General features: G+C 60.6%; 19 protein-coding genes and 2 pseudogenes. 13 read left to right on the top strand and 8 right to left on the bottom strand.

The features are described from left to right. Positions 1 to 39 precede the first annotated feature (39 nt). The 4 genes from chrA to HMPREF3140_RS01750 all read right to left on the bottom strand — a co-directional run bounded on the left by chrA (position 40) and on the right by HMPREF3140_RS01750 (position 4,092). Positions 40 to 1,407 (bottom strand): chromate efflux transporter, encoded by a 1,368-nt coding sequence (chrA, locus tag HMPREF3140_RS01765; protein WP_023278927.1) that lies wholly within the window; start codon positions 1,405 to 1,407, stop codon positions 40 to 42. Further along, a complete protein-coding gene (locus HMPREF3140_RS01760; RefSeq protein WP_023278926.1) occupies positions 1,376 to 2,335 on the bottom strand; it encodes a chromate resistance protein ChrB domain-containing protein in 960 nt (319 codons plus the stop codon). Before HMPREF3140_RS01760 ends, chrA begins: the two co-directional genes overlap by 32 nt. A 128-nt stretch (positions 2,336 to 2,463) precedes the next feature. Continuing rightward, positions 2,464 to 3,657, bottom strand: coding sequence for an MFS transporter (locus HMPREF3140_RS01755; RefSeq protein ID WP_024264441.1), 1,194 nt, complete (start codon positions 3,655 to 3,657; stop codon positions 2,464 to 2,466). A gap of 186 nt (positions 3,658 to 3,843) precedes the next feature. Next, the gene (locus HMPREF3140_RS01750) at positions 3,844 to 4,092 is read right to left on the bottom strand and encodes a tautomerase family protein (RefSeq protein WP_004175772.1); all 249 of its coding nucleotides are present in this window, start codon (positions 4,090 to 4,092) and stop codon (positions 3,844 to 3,846) included. A gap of 60 nt (positions 4,093 to 4,152) precedes the next feature. Here HMPREF3140_RS01750 and HMPREF3140_RS01745 point away from each other — a divergent pair, with 60 nt between their 5' ends. Beyond that, positions 4,153 to 4,614 carry a winged helix-turn-helix transcriptional regulator gene (locus HMPREF3140_RS01745; protein WP_004175770.1) on the top strand — a complete coding sequence of 154 codons (462 nt, stop codon included), beginning with the start codon at positions 4,153 to 4,155 and terminating at the stop codon, positions 4,612 to 4,614. Positions 4,615 to 4,791: 177 nt separating this feature from the next. Further along, entirely contained in the window at positions 4,792 to 6,009 is a 1,218-nt protein-coding gene (locus HMPREF3140_RS01740; RefSeq protein ID WP_004189586.1) for an MFS transporter, read from the top strand. Positions 6,010 to 6,091: 82 nt separating this feature from the next. Here HMPREF3140_RS01740 and HMPREF3140_RS01735 read toward each other — a convergent pair whose 3' ends face one another. Next, entirely contained in the window at positions 6,092 to 7,000 is a 909-nt protein-coding gene (locus tag HMPREF3140_RS01735) for a DUF535 family protein (protein ID WP_004180248.1), read from the bottom strand. 289 nt (positions 7,001 to 7,289) lie between these two features. On the opposite strand from HMPREF3140_RS01735, the gene HMPREF3140_RS28065 reads away from it, so the two are divergent. After that, complete coding sequence (locus HMPREF3140_RS28065) at positions 7,290 to 7,430, top strand: hypothetical protein (protein WP_002908189.1); 141 nt, start codon at positions 7,290 to 7,292, stop codon at positions 7,428 to 7,430. 46 nt (positions 7,431 to 7,476) lie between these two features. Here HMPREF3140_RS28065 and HMPREF3140_RS01725 read toward each other — a convergent pair whose 3' ends face one another. Then, positions 7,477 to 8,367 carry a LysR family transcriptional regulator gene (locus HMPREF3140_RS01725; protein ID WP_004180250.1) on the bottom strand — a complete coding sequence of 297 codons (891 nt, stop codon included), beginning with the start codon at positions 8,365 to 8,367 and terminating at the stop codon, positions 7,477 to 7,479. 140 nt (positions 8,368 to 8,507) lie between these two features. On the opposite strand from HMPREF3140_RS01725, the gene HMPREF3140_RS01720 reads away from it, so the two are divergent. Genes HMPREF3140_RS01720 through HMPREF3140_RS01695 form a run of 6 tightly spaced genes read left to right on the top strand, consistent with a single transcriptional unit; the run spans position 8,508 to position 14,232 of the window. Next, a complete protein-coding gene (locus HMPREF3140_RS01720; protein WP_004175762.1) occupies positions 8,508 to 9,215 on the top strand; it encodes a CoA transferase subunit A in 708 nt (235 codons plus the stop codon). A 1-nt stretch (position 9,216) separates the two neighbouring features. Then, positions 9,217 to 9,873 carry a CoA transferase subunit B gene (locus HMPREF3140_RS01715; protein WP_032411688.1) on the top strand — a complete coding sequence of 219 codons (657 nt, stop codon included), beginning with the start codon at positions 9,217 to 9,219 and terminating at the stop codon, positions 9,871 to 9,873. 9 nt (positions 9,874 to 9,882) lie between these two features. Then, complete coding sequence (locus HMPREF3140_RS01710; RefSeq protein WP_004151182.1) at positions 9,883 to 11,064, top strand: acetyl-CoA C-acetyltransferase; 1,182 nt, start codon at positions 9,883 to 9,885, stop codon at positions 11,062 to 11,064. Positions 11,065 to 11,075: 11 nt separating this feature from the next. Then, entirely contained in the window at positions 11,076 to 11,999 is a 924-nt protein-coding gene (locus tag HMPREF3140_RS01705; protein WP_023282682.1) for a 3-hydroxyacyl-CoA dehydrogenase family protein, read from the top strand. A gap of 44 nt (positions 12,000 to 12,043) precedes the next feature. After that, positions 12,044 to 13,438 carry a GntP family permease gene (locus HMPREF3140_RS01700; RefSeq protein WP_196528069.1) on the top strand — a complete coding sequence of 465 codons (1,395 nt, stop codon included), beginning with the start codon at positions 12,044 to 12,046 and terminating at the stop codon, positions 13,436 to 13,438. 23 nt (positions 13,439 to 13,461) lie between these two features. Continuing rightward, positions 13,462 to 14,232 carry a 3-hydroxybutyrate dehydrogenase gene (locus HMPREF3140_RS01695; protein WP_004189574.1) on the top strand — a complete coding sequence of 257 codons (771 nt, stop codon included), beginning with the start codon at positions 13,462 to 13,464 and terminating at the stop codon, positions 14,230 to 14,232. Between the two features lie 19 nt (positions 14,233 to 14,251). On the opposite strand, the gene HMPREF3140_RS01690 is transcribed toward HMPREF3140_RS01695, so the two are convergent. Continuing rightward, a complete protein-coding gene (locus HMPREF3140_RS01690) occupies positions 14,252 to 15,124 on the bottom strand; it encodes a LysR family transcriptional regulator (RefSeq protein ID WP_004145376.1) in 873 nt (290 codons plus the stop codon). Between the two features lie 106 nt (positions 15,125 to 15,230). On the opposite strand from HMPREF3140_RS01690, the gene budA reads away from it, so the two are divergent. The 4 genes and pseudogenes from budA to HMPREF3140_RS29175 all read left to right on the top strand — a co-directional run bounded on the left by budA (position 15,231) and on the right by HMPREF3140_RS29175 (position 19,528). Continuing rightward, on the top strand, positions 15,231 to 16,010 hold the full coding sequence (gene budA, locus HMPREF3140_RS01685; RefSeq protein WP_004180260.1) for an acetolactate decarboxylase: 780 nt from the start codon (positions 15,231 to 15,233) through the stop codon (positions 16,008 to 16,010). Between the two features lie 10 nt (positions 16,011 to 16,020). Next, the gene (alsS, locus tag HMPREF3140_RS01680; RefSeq protein ID WP_004175750.1) at positions 16,021 to 17,700 is read left to right on the top strand and encodes an acetolactate synthase AlsS; all 1,680 of its coding nucleotides are present in this window, start codon (positions 16,021 to 16,023) and stop codon (positions 17,698 to 17,700) included. 23 nt (positions 17,701 to 17,723) lie between these two features. Next, positions 17,724 to 18,494, top strand: a complete 771-nt coding sequence (locus HMPREF3140_RS01675) for a (S)-acetoin forming diacetyl reductase (RefSeq protein WP_004151179.1) — start codon at positions 17,724 to 17,726, stop codon at positions 18,492 to 18,494. A 393-nt stretch (positions 18,495 to 18,887) separates the two neighbouring features. Further along, positions 18,888 to 19,528, top strand: a pseudogene (locus HMPREF3140_RS29175) (hypothetical protein). Positions 19,529 to 19,656: 128 nt separating this feature from the next. Here the strand turns inward: HMPREF3140_RS29175 and HMPREF3140_RS29170 are convergent. Next, positions 19,657 to 19,777, bottom strand: a pseudogene (locus HMPREF3140_RS29170) (hypothetical protein); the annotation flags it as partial.

The raw sequence follows: 19,777 nt of genomic DNA, 5'->3' as shown, positions 1-19,777 counted from the left end.
TTGGGCGCTAACGGGTCGCTGGCCCGTTGCCGCCCAACCTCATCCTGCGCCGGACAGTCCCGCCATATGGACGATAAGCCCTACTGCGGCGGCGGCGGCCAGTACCCAGGTCAGCTTCCACTTATAACGAAACAGCAGCCCGGCGGCGCCCAGGGCTATGGCTGCGGACCACGGGTCGAAACCGGATGGTCCCCAGACGCTATGCCAGATAAAAAACAGCGCCAGATTCAGGATAACGCCCACCACCGCGGCGGTGATGGCGGTCAACGGCGCGGTAAATCCCACCTTATTATGGGTCGTTTCAATAAACGGCCCGCCGGCGAGAATAAAGATAAACGAGGGTAAAAAAGTAAACCATGTCACCAGGCACGCCGCCGCAATGCCCCCCAGCAGCACATCATCGACGCCCAACACCGCTTTGGTGTAGCCGCCGACAAACCCGACAAAGGTCACCACCATGATCAACGGTCCGGGGGTCGACTCCCCAAGGGCGAGGCCATCCATCATCTGCCCTGCCGTCAGCCAGCCATAGTGGGTCACCGCCCCCTGGTAAACATAAGGTAGGACGGCATATGCCCCGCCAAAGGTCATCAGCGCGGCTTTGGTAAAGAACCAGCTCATCTGGGTCAGCGGATGCGCCCAGCCCAGCATTAGCGTCAGGGCGGCCATCGGCACCAGCCACAGCAGCATCCCGGCGATCAGCACCTGAGAGGTGCGCCGCCAGCTGAAAATGGCATGGGCCGGGATCGGCGTCGTGTCATCAATGATGGCGGCTCCGCCAGGGTGACTCTGCGCACGGTGGGCGTCGGCTTTGCCGAATATCGTCGGCGCCAGCCGTCCGCCGATAAAACCCACCAGTGCCGCGGCGAGGACGATCAGCGGAAAAGGAACGTTCAGCGCAAAAATAGCGACAAAGGCCGCGGCGGCGATGGCCCAGTAGGCGCCATTTTTCAGCGCCCGCGAGCCGATGCGGTGCGCCGCCTGCAGCACGATCGCCGCCACGGCGGGTTTGATGCCATAAAAAATCCCCGCCACCACCGCGACATCTCCCCAGACGAGGTAGATCCACGCCAGGGCGATGAGCAACACCAGCGAGGGCAAGATAAACAGCACCCCGGCGATGACGCCTCCCCAGGTTTTATGCATCAGCCAGCCGATATAGGTCGCCAGCTGCTGAGCCTCCGGGCCCGGCAGGACCATACAAAAGTTGAGCGCGTGCAGGAATCGCCCTTCCGAGATCCAGCGTCGGTTATCCACCAGCTCCTGGTGCATCATGGCGATCTGCCCGGCAGGCCCGCCGAAGCTGATGAAGCCGAGCTTCAGCCAGAAGCGAATTGCCTGCCAGAAGGGGACGGAAGCGACGACGGAAGGGCTGTCACTCTGCGGAAGAACGACCGTTTTGCTCATGATTACCAGACCTCATTTCACAGGACTTCAGTAAGCCGTCGAACAGCGAGCAGGCTGCCGCCAGCAGTTGGTCATCGTCCGTAATGGTTTCCCGCAGCCCTGCCAGAATGCTTTCCACCCCCGCCGCCTCCGGGGTCGGTTCCCCACCGACGTCCAGGAAGTGGATCAGCCGCCCCAGGGCGTCGGGGATCGCGGCCTCCAGAGCAAAGCGCCGGACCAGAACTTCGAAGGTCACCCGCGTGCCGACGTGGCTGAACGGCGCCCCGTCAAAATCAAAACCGACCGCCGTCGCCGGACAGGTCTCGGGCGCGGCCAGCCACAGGAACCGCGCCTCGTCGTCAATAAAGCGCCGGATAAGCCAGGCGCTGGCCAGACGATCGACCCACGGGCGTCGGCGGGTGGCCCACAGCCGGCCGCGAAAGGCGCCTCTGTCCAGCAGGCTCAGTTCGCCCGCCACCGACTGCGGCTCGTTCGGCGATAGCCGCTGATTAATGACCTGCTCGATAGTGGCCAGTCGCTCAGCGGCTTGCTCCCGGGCGGCCCCCGGAAAGAAATCAATGGCCTCGATCCGCCGGTAGTCACGCTGAATTTTACGCAGTTGTTTGAGCTGAGCCGCCAGTTCGTCGTTGGATAACGTCCCCTGCAGCGCCTGCAGATCCTGCAACAGCGCGTCGTACTGTTCACGACGATCGAATAGCGGCCTGAGCGCCTCTTCTTCCGCCGCCTCAATCGTGAAAACATACCCGGTCCCCCCTTCCGCGCGGATCGCCTGGCAGGTGCTGAGGAAAGTGTCATAGCCCTGGCGCACGTCGGGCAGCAGATAGACCCCATCGCGCAGGACCACCGCCCCGCTCTGCTTCAGGGTTCGCCAGACACGCATGCGCAGCGTGGCTTGAGACGTTGTCAGGTTAAGGATCAAGAGATGCATTGTCATGTTGTAGAGATTACTACAGCATGTAGCGTCTGTGACGTTTTTACGCGCAAGGAGTCAGATGAATTTCAGCAATGCATAGCTGAAAAAAGCAAAAGACGGCCTGCGCAGCGGCAGGCCAGGCGCTAAGCGCGGGATGGGGATAAGGGGCGCAGCAGCAGGGTCAACAACGCCACCGCAACCGGGACCAGGGAGCCCCACAGCACGGCGTTCCAGCCGAAGGCGTTGAGCAGAACCCCGGACGAAAACGACCCCACGATCATCACGCCGAAGACCAGAAAATCGTTGAGCGACTGAACCTGGGTCTTCTCTTCCGGGCGGTGGAAATCGATGATTTTCGCCGAGGCGCCGGTGAAGCCAAAGTTCCAGCCGATGCCGAGCAAAATCAGCGACAGCCAGTAATGATACACGCCGAGACCGCTGAGACCGACCGCCACCGACGCGGCGGTGATCAGCAATCCCGCCGCCGCCATTCGCACTGCGCCGAAGCGCTGGATCAGCCGGCCGGTGAAAAATCCCGGGCCGTACATCGCCATCACATGCCACTGGATCCCAAGGTTGGCGGCCTGCTGGGAAAGACCGTGCATATGCATGGAGAGCGGCGCGGCGGTCATCAGAAAATTCATCACCATATAGGCCACCGCGCCGCTGAATACCGTAGTGGCAAAACCCGGCTGGCGGACAATCTCGCGCAGCGGCCGCCCTCCGCGCACGCTGGCCGCGGTGGGCTCCGCCGGCGTCACCCCTCTCAACAAAAAGGCGGCCAGCACTGCAACCAGCGCCTGAGCGAGGAAGGTGACGGCGAAGGTATGTGCCGGCCAGAGGTGCATGGTGCCGGTGACCAGCATCGGGCCAATGATCCCGGCGGCCACACCGCCGCCCATCACCAGCGACAGCGCACGGGCGCGACGCGCCGGGGCGACGCCGTCGGTGGCGGCAAAACGAAAACTGAGCGCCACGGCAGCATAGGCGCCGCCAAGCATCGCGGCTAGACAAAACAGCAGAAAAGAATTCAGCACTACCGCCAGGGCGGCCGCCAGTCCGGTCACCATCCCGGCGCCGGTGCCGAGCCTGAACGCCGCTTTGCGGCCCCGCGTTCGCGCCAGCGCGCCGAAAGGCAGAATGGAGGCCGCCATCCCCAGCACAAACAGGGTGATCGGCAGCGTGGCCAGCGACGGGCTGGGGGCAATCGCGTTACCCACTATCGCGCCGGTAGCGTAGAAGACCACCGAGTTGGCGCCGGCCAGCGCCTGAGCGGCAGCCAGGCGAAAGATGTTTTTGTTCTGCACCGCCAGCGGCAGCATGTGTTCTGTAGACATCCGTTGTTTTCACCGGTTTGAGAGTGGCGCCAGGCTGGCCGTCTGGCATCGCGCCCTGTTTGTTGGGTTCCCTGACCGTTACCTTAGCCGCAAAATACGCTTTTGCACCATAGCGAATCGCAATATTACCCGGCGATCTGGCCCCTCTTCTGCGTCAGATCGCCGGGCCGGGCTTCGCCGCGCGTTTTATTCCGGGGATCCGTCGCGCCGCGCGGCGGCAAATTTCGCCGCGATCATTGCGGCCGTCGGCTGGACGCCGCCCAGACTCCACTGCTCCGGGTCATGTTCGTCAATGCGGATCCAGACGGACTGACGGAACTGCGGATCGCCCTGCCCCTCAATCTCCACCAGCAGATCGGTCATCCGTCGCAGCAGCTCACTTTTCTGTTCCGCGGTCATGATCCCTTTAATGGTTTGCACGTTAACAAATGGCACGCTATTCTCCTTAGCATCTAGGTCTAAAATTCAAACTCAGAGTAGAAGGTCAATCTCGCGATGTCAAAAAATAAATCACTGCCCTACCTCGACCCGGCGCTGTGCGGCCTGGCGGAAGGAGCCAAAATACTCGGCGACCGCTGGGTGCTGCTGATCCTACGCGAGGCGTTTTACGGCGTGACGCGCTTTGAAACGTTGCTGTCGCACACCCATATTACCCGCCAGACGCTCACCACCCGGTTAAAAACCATGACCGAAACGGGATTGCTCAACAAAGTGCCCTACCGGGAAGCCGGCTCCCGCGAACGGTATGAATATGTTCTGACTGATAAAAGCCGTAGCCTGGCGCTGGTGCTGTTCGCCCTGATGGAATGGGGCCACCAGCACGTGCTGCACAGTGCGCCGCATATAGCATTGGTGGACAGCGCCAGCGGCGAGGCTGTCCATCCGGGGTTTATTACTGCCAGCGGCACCGTGGCGAGCCCCGCCGCCCTGCAGATCGTCAAGGCAGACGAACGCTAATAGCGCCGCTACAGAACTTTCGTACGCCTCTGGCGAAAGCCGCCGCAAGCGGGTATGTTGCATAGCCACGGTACCCGACGAGCGCGGGACATTTTTGTTTCATCGAACTGTGCGATAAAGGATGAAGGTATCCGGTGACCATTCCGACGCGCAGATCGCGCATGCTAAAGGTAGAAAATGTCGCTTCGTTCTCTGCGGGCTTTATGTCTGACCAGCTTTTTTATTGCCGACGTGCGCGACGGCCTCGGCCCGTTTCTGGGGATCTTTCTCACCCAGCGTCACTGGCAGGCGGAGGACATTGGCCTGCTGATGTCCGTCGGCGGTATCGCCGGCCTGCTGGCGACCCTGCCCGCCGGCTTCATCACCGACAGCTCGCGGCATAAGCGCTTGCTGCTGGCCGGGGTCTGCCTGGTGATCACCCTCACCACCCTGCTGCTCTGGTTTAGTCAGAAGACCAGCGTGGTCGCCCTCTCGCAAGTCGCCAGCGGCATCTGCGCGGCCTTTGTCGGACCGCTGATCGCCGGGATTACCCTCGGTCTTGCCAGACAGCGCGGCTTTAGCGCCCAGATGGGGAAAAACGAAGCCTTCAACCACGCGGGAAATTTCTTCACCGCGCTAATGGCCGGGGCTATCGCCTGGTACTGGGGCATCGGCGGCATTTTCATTCTGATGGCCTGTACCACGCTGCTTACCCTGGTCGCCCTGCTGGCGATCCGCGGCGGCGATATCGACGATGATGCCGCCCGCGGCATCGAAGCGGCATCCACGCCCTCCCTGCCGGGGTTTGCCATCCTGTTCCGCCATACGCCGCTGCTGATCGCCGGCGTAACCCTGATGCTGTTCCATCTCGCCAATGCCGCACTGTTGCCGATGCTGAGCATGCGGATCGCCGCCGCGCCGGGACACCTCAATCCCGGACTGTTTGCCGCCGCCACGGTGATTATTTCGCAGGTGGTGATGATCCCGGTGGCCATCCGGGTCGCCGGCAGCATCGACAAATATGGTTACTGGCGATGCATCCTGCTGGCGCTGCTGATCATGCCCATCCGGGCGGCGCTGGCGGCGTCCAGCGACGCCCCGGCGATGATGGTCCCGGTGCAAATTCTTGATGGCCTGGCGGCAGGGATTTTGGGGGTGGCGGTGCCCAGCTTTATCGTCTCGCTGCTGCGCGGCAGCGGGCACGTTAACGCTGGACAGAGCGTGGTGATGCTGATGCAGGGCGCCGGGGCGGCAATGAGTCCGGCGTTAACCGGGTCTATCGCCGGGCACTACTCCTATGCCACCGCCTTCGGCGTGCTGAGCGTTATCGCGATTGTCGCCCTGATGGTATGGTGGCGCAGCGCTCCGCTGCTCACCGTCTCCGCGTCACCGCCAGTCGGCGAGAGCGGGCAGTAACCTACGGCACAGCGACCTGGGGAGAGAGGAAATCGCCAGCCGGGCAGCAGCCCCCTGCTGCCCGCCTGACGTGTGAGTGGCGTTAATTCACCCGCGCAGGCAAGGTAATTTGCTGCAGGGCATTCGCCATATTAATCTGAATCAGCTCTTTAAGACCTTCGCGCTTAATAAACTGGCTCCGGTGCTTACTTTTCACCTCTTCAATACTCTTTTTGATCTCTTGCGCCGGCAGTTTATACCAGCCGCGAGCCTGTTTCTCACCGCCCATTTCCAGCCACAGCGATGAATAACTGGCTTTCACCAGATCGCTTTTCACGTGATAATCAGAATCGATGGCGTAGACCGTGGAGATGTTGAAATATCGCAGCAAACCATACAGCACGCTCATGATGATATTTTTCGGCCGCGCGCCATGCAGCTCTTTAGTCAGCACCTTCACTTCGTCATTGGTGATATCTTTCCCGCCCTGGATGCCGCCGATATAAGCGCGGCCATCGTCGGTGCAGGAAAAACAGACGCTATAGACGCGCCGGTCGCCAAGAAACAGCTGCAGCATCAGCTCCCCTTCCTCCTGAAACGGCGAGGCCAGCAGCTTAACGTCAAGCTTATCGCCATTTTTCAAGGGAATAGAAAACATCTCGCGGCCAAAATCCGCGACATTGTAGAGCTGCGGCAGGACATCAGGGTGAAACGTTTTCTCGATGAAATTCAGTGAACCATGGGCAATATCCAGTTTGCGTCGTTTTGACAGCCGTTTATTGAGATACGCTTTAAACGGTTTATCCTCAAAAGGCACCAGTCCTTTGGTCACCGCGGTCAACCGCGCGCACTGATATTTCGCACAAAGTCCTTGATATTCTCTGTATTTACCTCCTGCGAGCGAGAGCTCTCTGCATTTTCGTAAAATTTTTTTATAGCTTATTTTGACCTGACCGATCACTTTATTATGTTTACGCCATTCTTTGATGGCGCCTGCAACAGTATGTTCCATTGATTAAGATCCATAGATTCATCCATAATCGCGGCCATATTAACATAAAAGCGTTTCGTCAACGCTTAATTACTCCTTCGTTGTCCTTTCATTTAATATTTAGGCAGGAAATTATCCTGGCGACGTTATTTGTCGTTAAACTTATTCTGTCAACGATGAATTATGGTAGGTAATGCCCTCCATTCAGCGACTTAACGCTCTGTGCCTTCGGCGCGAAGCGCGGCTACATCCGCTGGCGGTTATGCCCTATACTTGACCCTGATTCAAAACCAGCAACGATAGGTAACTTATGGAAATTGATCTCGACAACCTGGTCTTCAGCGGCCTGGATGAAGCGGAAGAGCGCAACGCGGAGCGTCTGGAAGAAGCGGACAAAAAAGCCCAGGCGATCGTTGCCGACGACGACTGCGGCGACGCCTGCAAAATCTGATTGTCAAACCGGCCAGCAGGCCGGTTTTTTTTTGACGCCCACACCTTCAGGTGGGTAAAAACCCTTTCAGCGTATCCAGCAGCGCCTGCGCCGCCTTCGACAGCGGCAGATGTCCGGCATGGATCGCGCCGACGCACTTCTCAATCGGCGGATCGCTGAGCGGGATGCAGACGGCGCCCAACGATGCCATCTGCGTTTTACACAGCGCCGGCACCGCGCTGCCCCCCAGGCCGCTGGCCACCATCCTCCCCACCGTCACCAGCTGATGACTCTCCAGCGCCACGTCCAGCTGACGTCCGCTGCGCGCCAGCGCCTCCTCCAGCATCAGGCGTACCGCCGAGGGGCGCTGCAGGGTAATAAAGTCGAGGGTCAACAGCTCCTGCCAGCTGAGCTGCTTTTTCTTCGCCAGCGGGGATTGTTGGGGAACGATCGCCACGAAGCGGTCCACCGCCAGCGGGGTAAACAGCAGGTTGTGGTTGGGCGATGGCTCGAAAGCGATGCCCATCTCCACCCGCCCCTCGCGCACCATCTCGATCACCTGCTCATTAATCACGTCATGCACCGTAACGTTCACCCCGGCATAGCGGTCGCGAAAGGCTTTCAGCGCCTCCGGTAGAACGTTGGCGGCAAACGACGGCATCGCGGCGACCGAGATTTTACCCCGCTGCAGGGTAAAGCTCTGACGCATGGCCTCCTCGACGTTATCCCAGTCGGCCAGCAGCTGACGGGCCATCGGCAGAAAGAGTTCCCCCTCCTGGGTGAGGGTCACTTTGCGGGTGCTGCGCTGCAGCAGCGCGCCGCCCAGCGCCTCCTCCAACCCTTTGATGGTCAGGCTGAGAGCTGGCTGCGACAGATTCAGCCTTTCGCTGGCGTGGGCGAAATTCAGAGTGTGAGCTACCGCTAAAAACGCGCGTAACTGTTTGACACTCATTCTCATTTTTCATCCTGTTAACTAATTGAAAAAAATTAGTTAACAGGAAATTAATTAAAATTCCAAATGAGTGAGTCACAAATTCAAAATTATCAAATCAGTCGCCTGCGCCAATGATAAGGCTATCGCAAGGCAGGAGAGACAAGATGGCAGGACTGGATAAACGCGTCGCCAGTTACGAAGCGGCGCTGGAAGGGTTAACGGACGGCATGACGCTGCTCGCCGGCGGCTTCGGCCTGTGCGGCATTCCCGAGAACTTGATCGCCGAGGTGCAGCGTCGCCAGGTGCAGGGGCTGACGGTGGTCTCCAACAACTGCGGGGTCGACGGTTTCGGTCTCGGCATGCTGCTGGAGTCGCGCCAGGTCAGCAAGGTGGTGGCCTCTTACGTCGGGGAAAACGCGCTGTTTGAACAGCTGGTGCTGAGCGGCGAGCTGGCGGTAGAACTCACCCCGCAGGGAACGCTGGCGGAAAAAATCCGCGCCGGCGGCGCTGGCATCCCCGGCTTTTACACCGCCACCGGGTATGGCACCCCGGTCGCCGAAGGCAAAGAGGTGCGCCAGTTCGACGGCCGACACTACATCCTTGAAGAGGCGATCCGCGGCGATTTCGCGCTGGTCAAAGGCTGGAAAGCCGACTGGTACGGCAATGTGGTCTATCGCCACACCGCGCAGAATTTCAACCCGCTGATGGCCACCGCCGGGCGCATTACGGTGGTGGAGGTGGAAGAGATTGTGCCGCCGGGCGAACTGCCCCCCTCCGCCATCCATACTCCGGGGATCTATGTCGACCGGCTGATCGTCGGGCAATTCGAAAAACGTATTGAACAGCGCACCCTGCGCGCCGGAGGGCACTGAGATGCTGACCCGTGAACAAATGGCGATGCGCGTCGCCCAGGAGCTGCGCGACGGCGACTACGTCAACCTCGGGATCGGTATCCCGACGCTGGTGGCCAACTACATTCCCGCCGGCATTGAAGTGATGCTCCAGTCGGAGAACGGCCTGCTGGGGATGGGCGAATTTCCCGATGAGGAAACCATCGACGCCGACATGATTAACGCCGGTAAACAAACCGTCACCGCGCAAACCGGGGCGGCGATCTTCGATTCCGCCCAGTCGTTCGCCATGATCCGCGGCGGCCACGTCGACCTGACCGTTCTTGGCGCTTTTGAGGTCGACGTCGCGGGCAACATCGCCTCATGGATGATCCCTGGAAAAATGGTCAAGGGGATGGGCGGCGCCATGGACCTGGTGGTCGGCGCGCAGAACATCATCGTGGTGATGACCCACGCCTCAAAAAACGGCGAATCCAAACTGCTGCCGCAGTGCACCCTGCCGCTCACCGGCGTGGGCTGTATTCGCCGGGTACTCACCGATCTGGCCCTGCTGGAGATTGTCGACGGCGCGTTTGTCCTGCGCGAAGTGGCCCCGGGGGTCAGCCCCGACGAGGTGATACGTAAAACGGCGGGACGGCTGATCGTCGCCGACGACGTGCGCGAAATGCGCTTCAGTTAAGGAGAGACCATGACCGATATTGCCATTGTTGCTGCAGTACGCACCCCGGTAGGCAGCTTTCGCGGCGCCTTCGCCCCTCTTTCCGCCGTCGACCTCGGCGCAGCGGTGGTGCGCGGCCTGCTTGAACGCTGCCAGCTGCCCGCCGCAGCGGTCGACGAACTAATTTTCGGCCAGGTGCTTACCGCCGGCTGCGGGCAAAACCCGGCGCGCCAGACCGCGCTGCGGGCCGGCCTGCCGGTCGACACTCCGGCGGTCACCGTCAATCTGGTCTGCGGCTCCGGACTGAAAGCGGTTCAGCAGGCGGTGCAGGCGATCCGCTGCGGCGACGCCGGGATCGTTATCGCCGGCGGCCAGGAGAGCATGAGCAATGCTCCCTATCTGATGCATGGCGCCCGCGACGGCCTGCGTTTCGGCCACGCCAGCCTGCAGGACAGCATGATCCAGGACGGCCTGTGGGACGCCTTTAACGACTACCACATGGGCATTACCGCCGAGAACCTCGCCGACGCCTTCGACATCAGCCGCGAGCGCCAGGACGCCTTCGCCGCCAGCTCCCAGCGCAAAGCGGCGGCCGCTATCGCCGCCGGGCGCTTTCGCGAGGAGATCGTTCCGGTCAGCGTCCCGCAGGGCAAAAAGCCGCCGCGAGTCGTGACTGACGATGAGCAACCGCGCCCGGAGACCAGCGAGCAGCAGCTGGCCCAGCTGCGCCCGGCGTTTCGCCCGGCTGACGGCAGCGTCACCGCCGGGAATGCCTCGTCGCTGAACGACGGCGCCGCGGCGGTCCTGCTGATGCGTGTCGATAAAGCGCGCGAGCTTGGGCTGCCGGTGCTGGCGCGCATTGTCAGCTCAGCGGTCGCCGGGGTCGACCCGTCGGTGATGGGCATCGGCCCGGTGAGCGCCTGCCGCCAGGCGCTGCAGCGCGCCGGCTGGACGCTGGACGAGGTGGACCTTATCGAAGCCAACGAGGCTTTTGCCGTCCAGGCGCTGGCCGTCGGTCAGCTGCTTGAGTGGGATAGCGAGAAGGTCAACGTCAACGGCGGCGCCATCGCCCTGGGCCATCCCATCGGCGCCTCCGGCTGCCGGATCCTCGTCAGCCTGGTGCATGAGATGCAGCGCCGGGGCGCCAGCAAAGGGCTGGCAACCCTGTGCGTCGGCGGCGGCCAGGGCATCGCCATGACCCTACAACGTTAACAGGAGCCACTATGTTTACACCACGCCTGGCGGTACTCGGCGCGGGACTGATGGGCGTCGGTATCGCCTGCCATTTCGCCCGTCACGGTCACGCCGTCCGCCTGTATGACACCGACCCGCAGCGTCTCGCTGAGGTTCCGGCGGTGGCCAGCGCCATCCTGCGCGAGCTGGAGGCCAGCGGTCAACAGGATCCCGCCGACCGCGACGCGGTGCTGGCCCGTCTGACCCCCACCCCGACGCTGAATGCCCTGGCCGATGCCACGCTGCTGATTGAAGCGATCCCCGAGCGGCTGGCGCTGAAGCACGCCCTGTACGCCGAGCTGGAAACGCTGATCGCCGACGAGACGATTATCGCCAGCAACACCAGCGGCCTGCCGCCGGATCGGCTGGCGCAGGGCATGCGCCACCCTGAACGGTTGCTGATCGCCCATTTCTGGCATCCGCCGCACCTGATCCCGCTGGTGGAAGTGGTGCCCGGGAGCGCCACGCTGCCTCATCTGGCACGCCAGGTGAGCGACTTTTGCGCCGCCTGCGCGCTGGAGGCAGTGGTGCTCAACCGCGCCGCGCCGGGCTTTGTCGGCAACCGGCTGCAGTTCGCCCTGCTGCGCGAAGCACTGCATATCGTCCACAGCGGCATCGCTTCCCCGGAGGTGGTGGACCAGGTGATGCGCGCCTCGCTGGGCCGCCGCTATGCGATGGTCGGCCCGCTGGAGGCTGCGGACATGACCGGCCTGGCGACGGTCCAGGATATCTGCCAGCACCTGCTGCCGGAGCTGGCCAGCGGCACGGAGATGATGTCGCTGGTGGCGGAGAAAGTGGCGCGAGGCGACACCGGCGCCCGCAGCGGGCAAGGCTTTTACCGCTGGGACGAGGCCCGGCACCAGCGCATCCAGTCGCGCCGGGAACACCAGCTGCGCTTCGCCCTGAAACCCTAGTATCGCGTTCTGTACCCCTACAATAACAATGAGAGTGAGACGTCGTGATGAGTGTAATAATAGCCCTGGCCGCGCTGGCGTTACTGATGCTGGCAGCCTACCGTGGATACAGCGTGATCCTCTTTGCGCCGATCGCCGCCCTCGGCGCGGTGCTGCTCACCGACCCGGGCGCGGTCGGCCCGGCCTTTACCGGCCTGTTTATGGAAAAAATGGTCGGCTTTGTGAAGCTCTATTTCCCGGTGTTTCTGCTGGGCGCGGTATTCGGCAAGCTGATTGAGCTGTCGGGATTCTCTCGTTCGATTGTCGCCGCCGCCATCCGCATCCTTGGGCGCCGCCACGCAATCCCGGTGATCGTGCTGGTGTGCGCCCTGCTGACCTACGGCGGGGTGTCGCTGTTTGTGGTGGCCTTTGCCGTCTACCCTTTCGCCGCCGAACTATTTCGCCAGAGCGGGATCCCCAAACGGCTGATCCCCGCCACCGTCGCCCTCGGGGCATTCTCGTTTACCATGGACGCCCTGCCCGGCACGCCGCAGATCCAGAATATTATTCCCACCAGTTTCTTCGGCACCAACGCCTGGGCGGCCCCCTGGCTGGGGCTTATCGGCTCGCTGTTCATTATCATCTTCGGTTTGCTGTGGCTGGAGCGTCAGCGCCGCAAAGCGCAGGCCCGCGGCGAAGGCTATGGGACCGACCTGCAAAATGAGCCGGAGACCCCGGATGACATCGATCTGCCGCATCCGCTAATCGCTATCGCCCCGTTGCTGCTGGTGGGGGTGCTGAATTTGCTGTTCACCCACTGGATCCCGCAGTGGTACGGCGCCAGCCATGAGCTCAACCTGCCGGGCCTGGCGAAGCCTGTCGTCACCGAAGTGGGGAAAATCACCGCCATCTGGGCGGTGCAGGCGGCGCTGCTCTCCGGCATTGTGCTGGTGCTGGTTTGCGGCTATCGCAATATCCGCGGCCGGCTGGCGGAGGGAAGTCGGACGGCGGTGGGCGGGGCTATTCTCGCGGCGATGAACACCGCCTCTGAGTATGGCTTCGGCGCGGTTATCGCCGCCCTGCCGGGTTTCCTGGTGCTGTCAAAAGCCCTCGTGGCCATTCCCAATCCGCTGTTAAACGAGGCGATCAGCGTCACGGTGCTGGCCGGGATCACTGGCTCGGCCTCCGGGGGGATGAGCATCGCCCTGGCGGCGATGTCCGAGACCTTTGTCGCCGCCGCCCACGCCGCCAATATTCCGCTCGAGGTACTGCACCGTGTCGCCGCCATGGCCAGCGGCGGCATGGACACCCTGCCGCACAACGGGGCGGTGATCACCCTGCTGGCGATCACCGGCCTGAGCCATCGCCAGGCCTACGGCGGCATTTTCGCCATCACGGTGATCAAAAGCCTCGCGGTACTGTTTGTCATTGCCACGTTCTATGTGACCGGCATTGTCTGATACCAGATTGAAGGAGTAATACAATGAACTTACACGGTAAAACGGCGCTGGTCACCGGCTCCACCAGCGGCATCGGTTTAGGGATCGCCAAAGTGCTGGCGCAGGCAGGCGCCCAGCTGGTGCTCAATGGCTTCGGCGACAGCAGCCACGCCCGGGCTGAAGTCGCCGCGCTGGGCAAGATCCCCGGCTATCACGACGCCGACCTGCGCGACGTCGGGCAGATCGAGGCGATGATGCACTATGCCGAAAGCACCTTCGGCGGCGTCGATATCGTGATCAATAACGCCGGCATCCAGCACGTGGCCCCGGTGGAGCAGTTCCCGGTGGACAAATGGAACGATATTCTCGCCATCAATCTCTCCAGCGTCTTCCACACCACCCGCCTGGCGCTGCCGGGTATGCGCCAGCGCAACTGGGGGCGCATCATCAACATTGCCTCAGTGCATGGCCTGGTGGCGTCGAAAGAGAAATCGGCCTACGTCGCCGCCAAGCACGCGGTGGTCGGGCTGACCAAAACCGTGGCCCTGGAAACCGCGCGCAGCGGCATCACCTGCAACGCCATCTGCCCGGGCTGGGTGCTAACCCCGCTGGTGCAGCAGCAGATCGATAAGCGCATCGCCGAGGGGGTCGACCCGGAGCAGGCCAGCGCCCAGCTGCTGGCGGAAAAACAGCCCTCCGGGGAGTTTGTCACCCCGCAACAGCTGGGCGAAATGGCGCTGTTTCTGTGCAGCGACGCCGCCGCCCAGGTGCGCGGCGCCGCATGGAACATGGATGGCGGCTGGGTGGCGCAGTAAGCCGCTGGCGCCGCGAAGATCAGAACATCGCCAGAAAGCGTTTCACCGTACGCGAGCGCTCGAAGCGCCGCCAGGCGATGGCGATATCGGTCTTCAGCGGCGCCCCGCTAAGCGGGTGATAGCTGACGTTCGGCTGCTGGATGCAGGTCATCGACTGCGGAACCAGCGCGAAGCCGAAGCCTGCATTGACCATGCTCAGCGACGATGAAATTTGCGACGACTGCCAGGCGCGCTCCATATCGATCCCGGCGCGCAGGCAACTGTTATACACCAGCTCATACAGCCCGGGGGCCACCTCCCGCGGGAAGAGGATCGGCGCCACGTCGCGCAGCTGCTCCAGGGCAAGGGTCGGCTGCGTCGCCAGCGGATTATCGCGCGGCAGCGCGATAACCATCGGCTCCTCATCGATAATCCGCAGATTAAAGGCTTTACTGCTCTCGCACGGCAGGCGGACGAAGGCGATATCCAGCTCGGCCTCGCTCAGGGCGGTCATCAGATTGGCCATATTGTCTTCCATCTGGTGCAGGGTCACCCCGGGGTGGTCGAGCTGAAAACGGTGCAGCAGCGTGAAGATTTGCGGATGGAAAGCATCAGAACTGGTAATGCCTAGCGACAGGCTGCCGTTCATCCCGCGCGCAATGCCCTTGGCCTTCTCCAGCGCCGCATCGCTCATGGCGAGGATCTGGCGGGCATCCTCATAGAAAGACTCTCCCGCTTCCGTCAGCTCCACCCCGCGGGTTAAACGCCGGAACAGCGGGGTCCCCACTTCGCGCTCAAGCCGCTGAATTTGCTGACTTAACGGAGGCTGTGAAATACCCAGCTCCTTGGCGGCCTGGGTGAAGTGCCGCGTCCTGGCGACGGCGACAAAATAGCGAAGATAACGAAGTTCCATATCGAAAACGTCTCAAACCAGCATGGTTTCTATATTGGAACTGTGAGCTGAATCGGGTCAACATTTATTTAACCTTTCTTATATTTGTTGAACGAGGAAGTGGTATATGAATCATTCTGCTGAATGCACCTGCGAAGAGAGTCTATGCGAAACCCTGCGGGCGTTTTCCGCGCAGCATCCCGAGAGCGTGCTCTATCAGACATCGCTCATGAGCGCCCTGCTGAGCGGGGTTTACGAAGGCAGCACCACCATCGCGGACCTGCTGAAACACGGCGATTTCGGCCTCGGCACCTTTAATGAGCTGGACGGGGAGCTGATCGCCTTCAGCAGTCAGGTCTATCAGCTGCGCGCCGACGGCAGCGCGCGCAAAGCCCAGCCGGAGCAGAAAACGCCGTTCGCGGTGATGACCTGGTTCCAGCCGCAGTACCGGAAAACCTTTGACCATCCGGTGAGCCGCCAGAAGCTGCACGAGGTGATCGACCAGCAAATCCCCTCTGACAACCTGTTCTGCGCCCTGCGCATCGACGGCCATTTCCGCCATGCCCATACCCGCACCGTGCCGCGCCAGACGCCGCCGTACCGGGCGATGACCGACGTCCTCGACGATCAGCCGGTGTTCCGCTTTAACCAGCGCGAAGGGGTGCTGGTCGGCTTCCGGACCCCGCAGCATATGCAGGGGATCAACGTCGCCGGGTATCACGAGCACTTTATTACCGATGACCGCAAAGGCGGCGGTCACCTGCTGGATTACCAGCTCGACCACGGGGTGCTGACCTTCGGCGAAATTCACAAGCTGATGATCGACCTGCCCGCCGACAGCGCGTTCCTGCAGGCTAATCTGCATCCCGATAATCTCGATGCCGCCATCCGTTCCGTAGAAAGTTAAGGGGGGTCACATGGACAAACAGTATCCGGTACGCCAGTGGGCGCACGGCGCCGATCTCGTCGTCAGTCAGCTGGAAGCTCAGGGAGTACGCCAGGTGTTCGGCATCCCCGGCGCCAAAATTGACAAGGTCTTCGATTCACTGCTGGATTCCTCCATTCGCATTATTCCGGTACGCCACGAAGCCAACGCCGCATTTATGGCCGCCGCCGTCGGACGCATTACCGGCAAAGCGGGCGTGGCGCTGGTCACCTCCGGTCCGGGCTGTTCCAACCTGATCACCGGCATGGCCACCGCGAACAGCGAAGGCGACCCGGTGGTAGCCCTGGGCGGCGCGGTAAAACGCGCCGATAAAGCGAAGCAGGTCCACCAGAGTATGGATACGGTGGCGATGTTCAGCCCGGTCACCAAATACGCCGTCGAGGTGACGGCGCCGGATGCGCTGGCGGAAGTGGTCTCCAACGCCTTCCGCGCCGCCGAGCAGGGCCGGCCGGGCAGCGCGTTCGTTAGCCTGCCGCAGGATGTGGTCGATGGCCCGGTCAGCGGCAAAGTGCTGCCGGCCAGCGGGGCCCCGCAGATGGGCGCCGCGCCGGATGATGCCATCGACCAGGTGGCGAAACTTATCGCCCAGGCGAAGAACCCGATCTTCCTGCTCGGCCTGATGGCCAGCCAGCCGGAAAACAGCAAGGCGCTGCGCCGTTTGCTGGAGACCAGCCATATTCCAGTCACCAGCACCTATCAGGCCGCCGGAGCGGTGAATCAGGATAACTTCTCTCGCTTCGCCGGCCGGGTTGGGCTGTTTAACAACCAGGCCGGGGACCGTCTGCTGCAGCTTGCCGACCTGGTGATCTGCATCGGCTACAGCCCGGTGGAATACGAACCGGCGATGTGGAACAGCGGCAACGCGACGCTGGTGCACATCGACGTGCTGCCCGCCTATGAAGAGCGCAACTACACCCCGGATGTCGAGCTGGTGGGCGATATCGCCGGCACTCTCAACAAGCTGGCGCAAAATATCGATCATCGGCTGGTGCTCTCCCCGCAGGCGGCGGAGATCCTCCGCGACCGCCAGCACCAGCGCGAGCTGCTGGACCGCCGCGGCGCGCAGCTCAACCAGTTTGCCCTGCATCCCCTGCGCATCGTTCGCGCCATGCAGGACATCGTCAACAGCGACGTCACGTTGACCGTGGACATGGGCAGCTTCCATATCTGGATTGCCCGCTACCTGTACAGCTTCCGCGCCCGCCAGGTGATGATCTCCAACGGCCAGCAGACCATGGGCGTCGCCCTGCCCTGGGCCATCGGCGCCTGGCTGGTCAATCCTGAGCGCAAAGTGGTCTCCGTCTCCGGCGACGGCGGCTTCCTGCAGTCGAGCATGGAGCTGGAGACCGCCGTCCGCCTGAAAGCCAACGTGCTGCATCTTATCTGGGTCGATAACGGCTACAACATGGTCGCTATCCAGGAAGAGAAAAAATATCAGCGCCTGTCCGGCGTCGAGTTCGGGCCGATGGATTTTAAAGCCTATGCCGAATCCTTCGGCGCGAAAGGGTTTGCCGTGGAAAGCGCCGAGGCGCTGGAGCCGACCCTGCGCGCGGCGATGGACGTCGACGGCCCGGCGGTAGTGGCCATCCCGGTAGATTATCGCGATAACCCGCTGCTGATGGGCCAGCTGCATCTGAGTCAGATTCTGTAAGTCATCACAATAAGGAAAGGAAAATGAAAAAAGTCGCACTTGTTACCGGCGCCGGCCAGGGGATTGGTAAAGCTATCGCCCTTCGTCTGGTGAAGGATGGATTTGCCGTGGCCATTGCCGATTATAACGACGCCACCGCCAAAGCGGTCGCCTCCGAAATCAACCAGGCCGGCGGCCGCGCCATGGCGGTGAAAGTGGATGTCTCCGACCGCGACCAGGTATTCGCCGCCGTCGAACAGGCGCGCAAAACGCTGGGCGGCTTCGACGTCATCGTCAACAACGCCGGCGTGGCGCCGTCCACGCCGATCGAGTCCATTACCCCGGAGATTGTCGACAAAGTCTACAATATCAACGTCAAAGGGGTGATCTGGGGCATCCAGGCGGCGGTCGAGGCCTTTAAGAAAGAGGGTCACGGCGGGAAAATCATCAACGCCTGTTCCCAGGCCGGCCACGTCGGCAACCCGGAGCTGGCGGTATATAGCTCGAGTAAATTCGCCGTACGCGGCTTAACCCAGACCGCCGCTCGCGACCTCGCGCCGCTGGGCATCACGGTCAACGGCTACTGCCCGGGGATTGTCAAAACGCCGATGTGGGCCGAAATTGACCGCCAGGTGTCCGAAGCCGCCGGTAAACCGCTGGGCTACGGTACCGCCGAGTTCGCCAAACGCATCACCCTCGGCCGCCTGTCCGAGCCGGAAGATGTCGCCGCCTGCGTCTCCTATCTTGCCAGCCCGGATTCTGATTATATGACCGGTCAGTCATTGCTGATCGACGGCGGGATGGTGTTTAACTAATAAAAAAAAGCTCTGACATGGCTTGCCCCTGCTTTCGCGCAGGGGCTTTTTTTTGGTTTGTAAGTGTAAGCATCCCGGGGAAACGAAGCATCAATATTTGCGGGCTTCTGGCGTTCCTACTTGCGCTTCTGGCACGACGTGGGCAATCTGACTGGGATGAAGGTCTGATTTGAGCGAGGAGCGGAAGTTCGGGAACGGGATAGCTCCATTGATGACTTTATGCTACGTGTTAAACCACAGGTAATGGAGTTGCTGCCGGAGAAAGTAGTATTCTTTAGACTGAGATCTTTTGAAAGGAACAGTAGTTGCTATAAAATTGAGGAACCAAATTCTTTAGCTTTTAAAAAATAAAATATTATCTCTTTTAGAAATTAGATAAGCAGGAGAAAAGCTATGATATCGGTAATAAAGGACCTATTTAGTAACCAAGTGGTTTCCGCAGTCATTCTTACTATCATTGGAGCGATTACAAAAAAGTATATTCAGTTTCATCGCAGAGACTTTTTTCACGCTCATCCTCCGAGCAGATAAAAGCAGTCGAATGGCTTAGAACCTCTTCTGTACCCATCTCCGATCCGTTAGCAAAGGCGGAACAGCAGTTCCGCCTACAGTCGTTCGGACTGCATAGAGATTGGCATTTATCTTATAAAATCATATGCTTGAGTTCCGATTATGCACAGTCATTGATTCCGTCCTTGAAGGCAGTCTTGCGTTATCAGGGCATGTACACAATTACTAACGGGAATATATACCCTCATAAATTCCATAAGTGAATAATACCTTTTGTGTTAATATCGTTGCTATTATATATCGGTGCTGAGATATACAGAGGTTCTTCACAGAGTGATGGTATAGAGATTTTGAAATCTCTATACGTCGTTATTGTGGCTTTTATAGTATGGTGTTGGGTCGCTGCTTGTGCTCTGAGAGTATCAAGCATCAGTAAAAAGCTCAATGCCTATATCCCACCCGCAAACGATTTTAAATCCAAGACATACGATTTCAGTTCAATACTCAATAATAGATATCCCTAGCCTGGCTGATCTGCTTCCCGTAAATACTGATACCTGGCAGTAAGCGAGATCCGCTTCTGGCACGGCGCGAACTGTTAACTGAGCCAAAGGTCCGCCATGAGCGAGGAGCGGACATTTTTCTTCGTCCTCTACTTCGTCCATTCTTTATGCAGTAACGCATAGATGTATGTGTCGTCATACCTTGCCTTACCCTCCTCGTTTTCAAAGGAGACAAATTCTGGTAATGACTCCAACTTACTGATAGTGTTT

This window comes from Klebsiella sp. HMSC16A12 (genome assembly GCF_001808265.1).
Taxonomy (GTDB): domain Bacteria; phylum Pseudomonadota; class Gammaproteobacteria; order Enterobacterales; family Enterobacteriaceae; genus Klebsiella; species Klebsiella pneumoniae.
Note: the sequence above shows the minus strand (reverse complement) of the source record. Positions and strands in the feature narration are given on the sequence as shown.

Bases quoted from the DNA above. Each gene is read 5' to 3' on its own strand.
- chrA (WP_023278927.1), bottom strand. From the start codon at position 1,407: ATGAGCAAAACGGTCGTTCTTCCGCAGAGTGACAGCCCTTCCGTCGTC.
- HMPREF3140_RS01760 (WP_023278926.1), bottom strand. From the start codon at position 2,335: ATGCATCTCTTGATCCTTAACCTGACAACGTCTCAAGCCACGCTGCGC.
- HMPREF3140_RS01755 (WP_024264441.1), bottom strand. From the start codon at position 3,657: ATGTCTACAGAACACATGCTGCCGCTGGCGGTGCAGAACAAAAACATC.
- HMPREF3140_RS01745 (WP_004175770.1), top strand. From the start codon at position 4,153: ATGTCAAAAAATAAATCACTGCCCTACCTCGACCCGGCGCTGTGCGGC.
- HMPREF3140_RS01740 (WP_004189586.1), top strand. From the start codon at position 4,792: ATGTCGCTTCGTTCTCTGCGGGCTTTATGTCTGACCAGCTTTTTTATT.
- HMPREF3140_RS01735 (WP_004180248.1), bottom strand. From the start codon at position 7,000: ATGGAACATACTGTTGCAGGCGCCATCAAAGAATGGCGTAAACATAAT.
- HMPREF3140_RS28065 (WP_002908189.1), top strand. From the start codon at position 7,290: ATGGAAATTGATCTCGACAACCTGGTCTTCAGCGGCCTGGATGAAGCG.
- HMPREF3140_RS01725 (WP_004180250.1), bottom strand. From the start codon at position 8,367: ATGAGAATGAGTGTCAAACAGTTACGCGCGTTTTTAGCGGTAGCTCAC.
- HMPREF3140_RS01720 (WP_004175762.1), top strand. From the start codon at position 8,508: ATGGCAGGACTGGATAAACGCGTCGCCAGTTACGAAGCGGCGCTGGAA.
- HMPREF3140_RS01715 (WP_032411688.1), top strand. From the start codon at position 9,217: ATGCTGACCCGTGAACAAATGGCGATGCGCGTCGCCCAGGAGCTGCGC.
- HMPREF3140_RS01710 (WP_004151182.1), top strand. From the start codon at position 9,883: ATGACCGATATTGCCATTGTTGCTGCAGTACGCACCCCGGTAGGCAGC.
- HMPREF3140_RS01705 (WP_023282682.1), top strand. From the start codon at position 11,076: ATGTTTACACCACGCCTGGCGGTACTCGGCGCGGGACTGATGGGCGTC.
- HMPREF3140_RS01695 (WP_004189574.1), top strand. From the start codon at position 13,462: ATGAACTTACACGGTAAAACGGCGCTGGTCACCGGCTCCACCAGCGGC.
- HMPREF3140_RS01690 (WP_004145376.1), bottom strand. From the start codon at position 15,124: ATGGAACTTCGTTATCTTCGCTATTTTGTCGCCGTCGCCAGGACGCGG.
- budA (WP_004180260.1), top strand. From the start codon at position 15,231: ATGAATCATTCTGCTGAATGCACCTGCGAAGAGAGTCTATGCGAAACC.
- alsS (WP_004175750.1), top strand. From the start codon at position 16,021: ATGGACAAACAGTATCCGGTACGCCAGTGGGCGCACGGCGCCGATCTC.
- HMPREF3140_RS01675 (WP_004151179.1), top strand. From the start codon at position 17,724: ATGAAAAAAGTCGCACTTGTTACCGGCGCCGGCCAGGGGATTGGTAAA.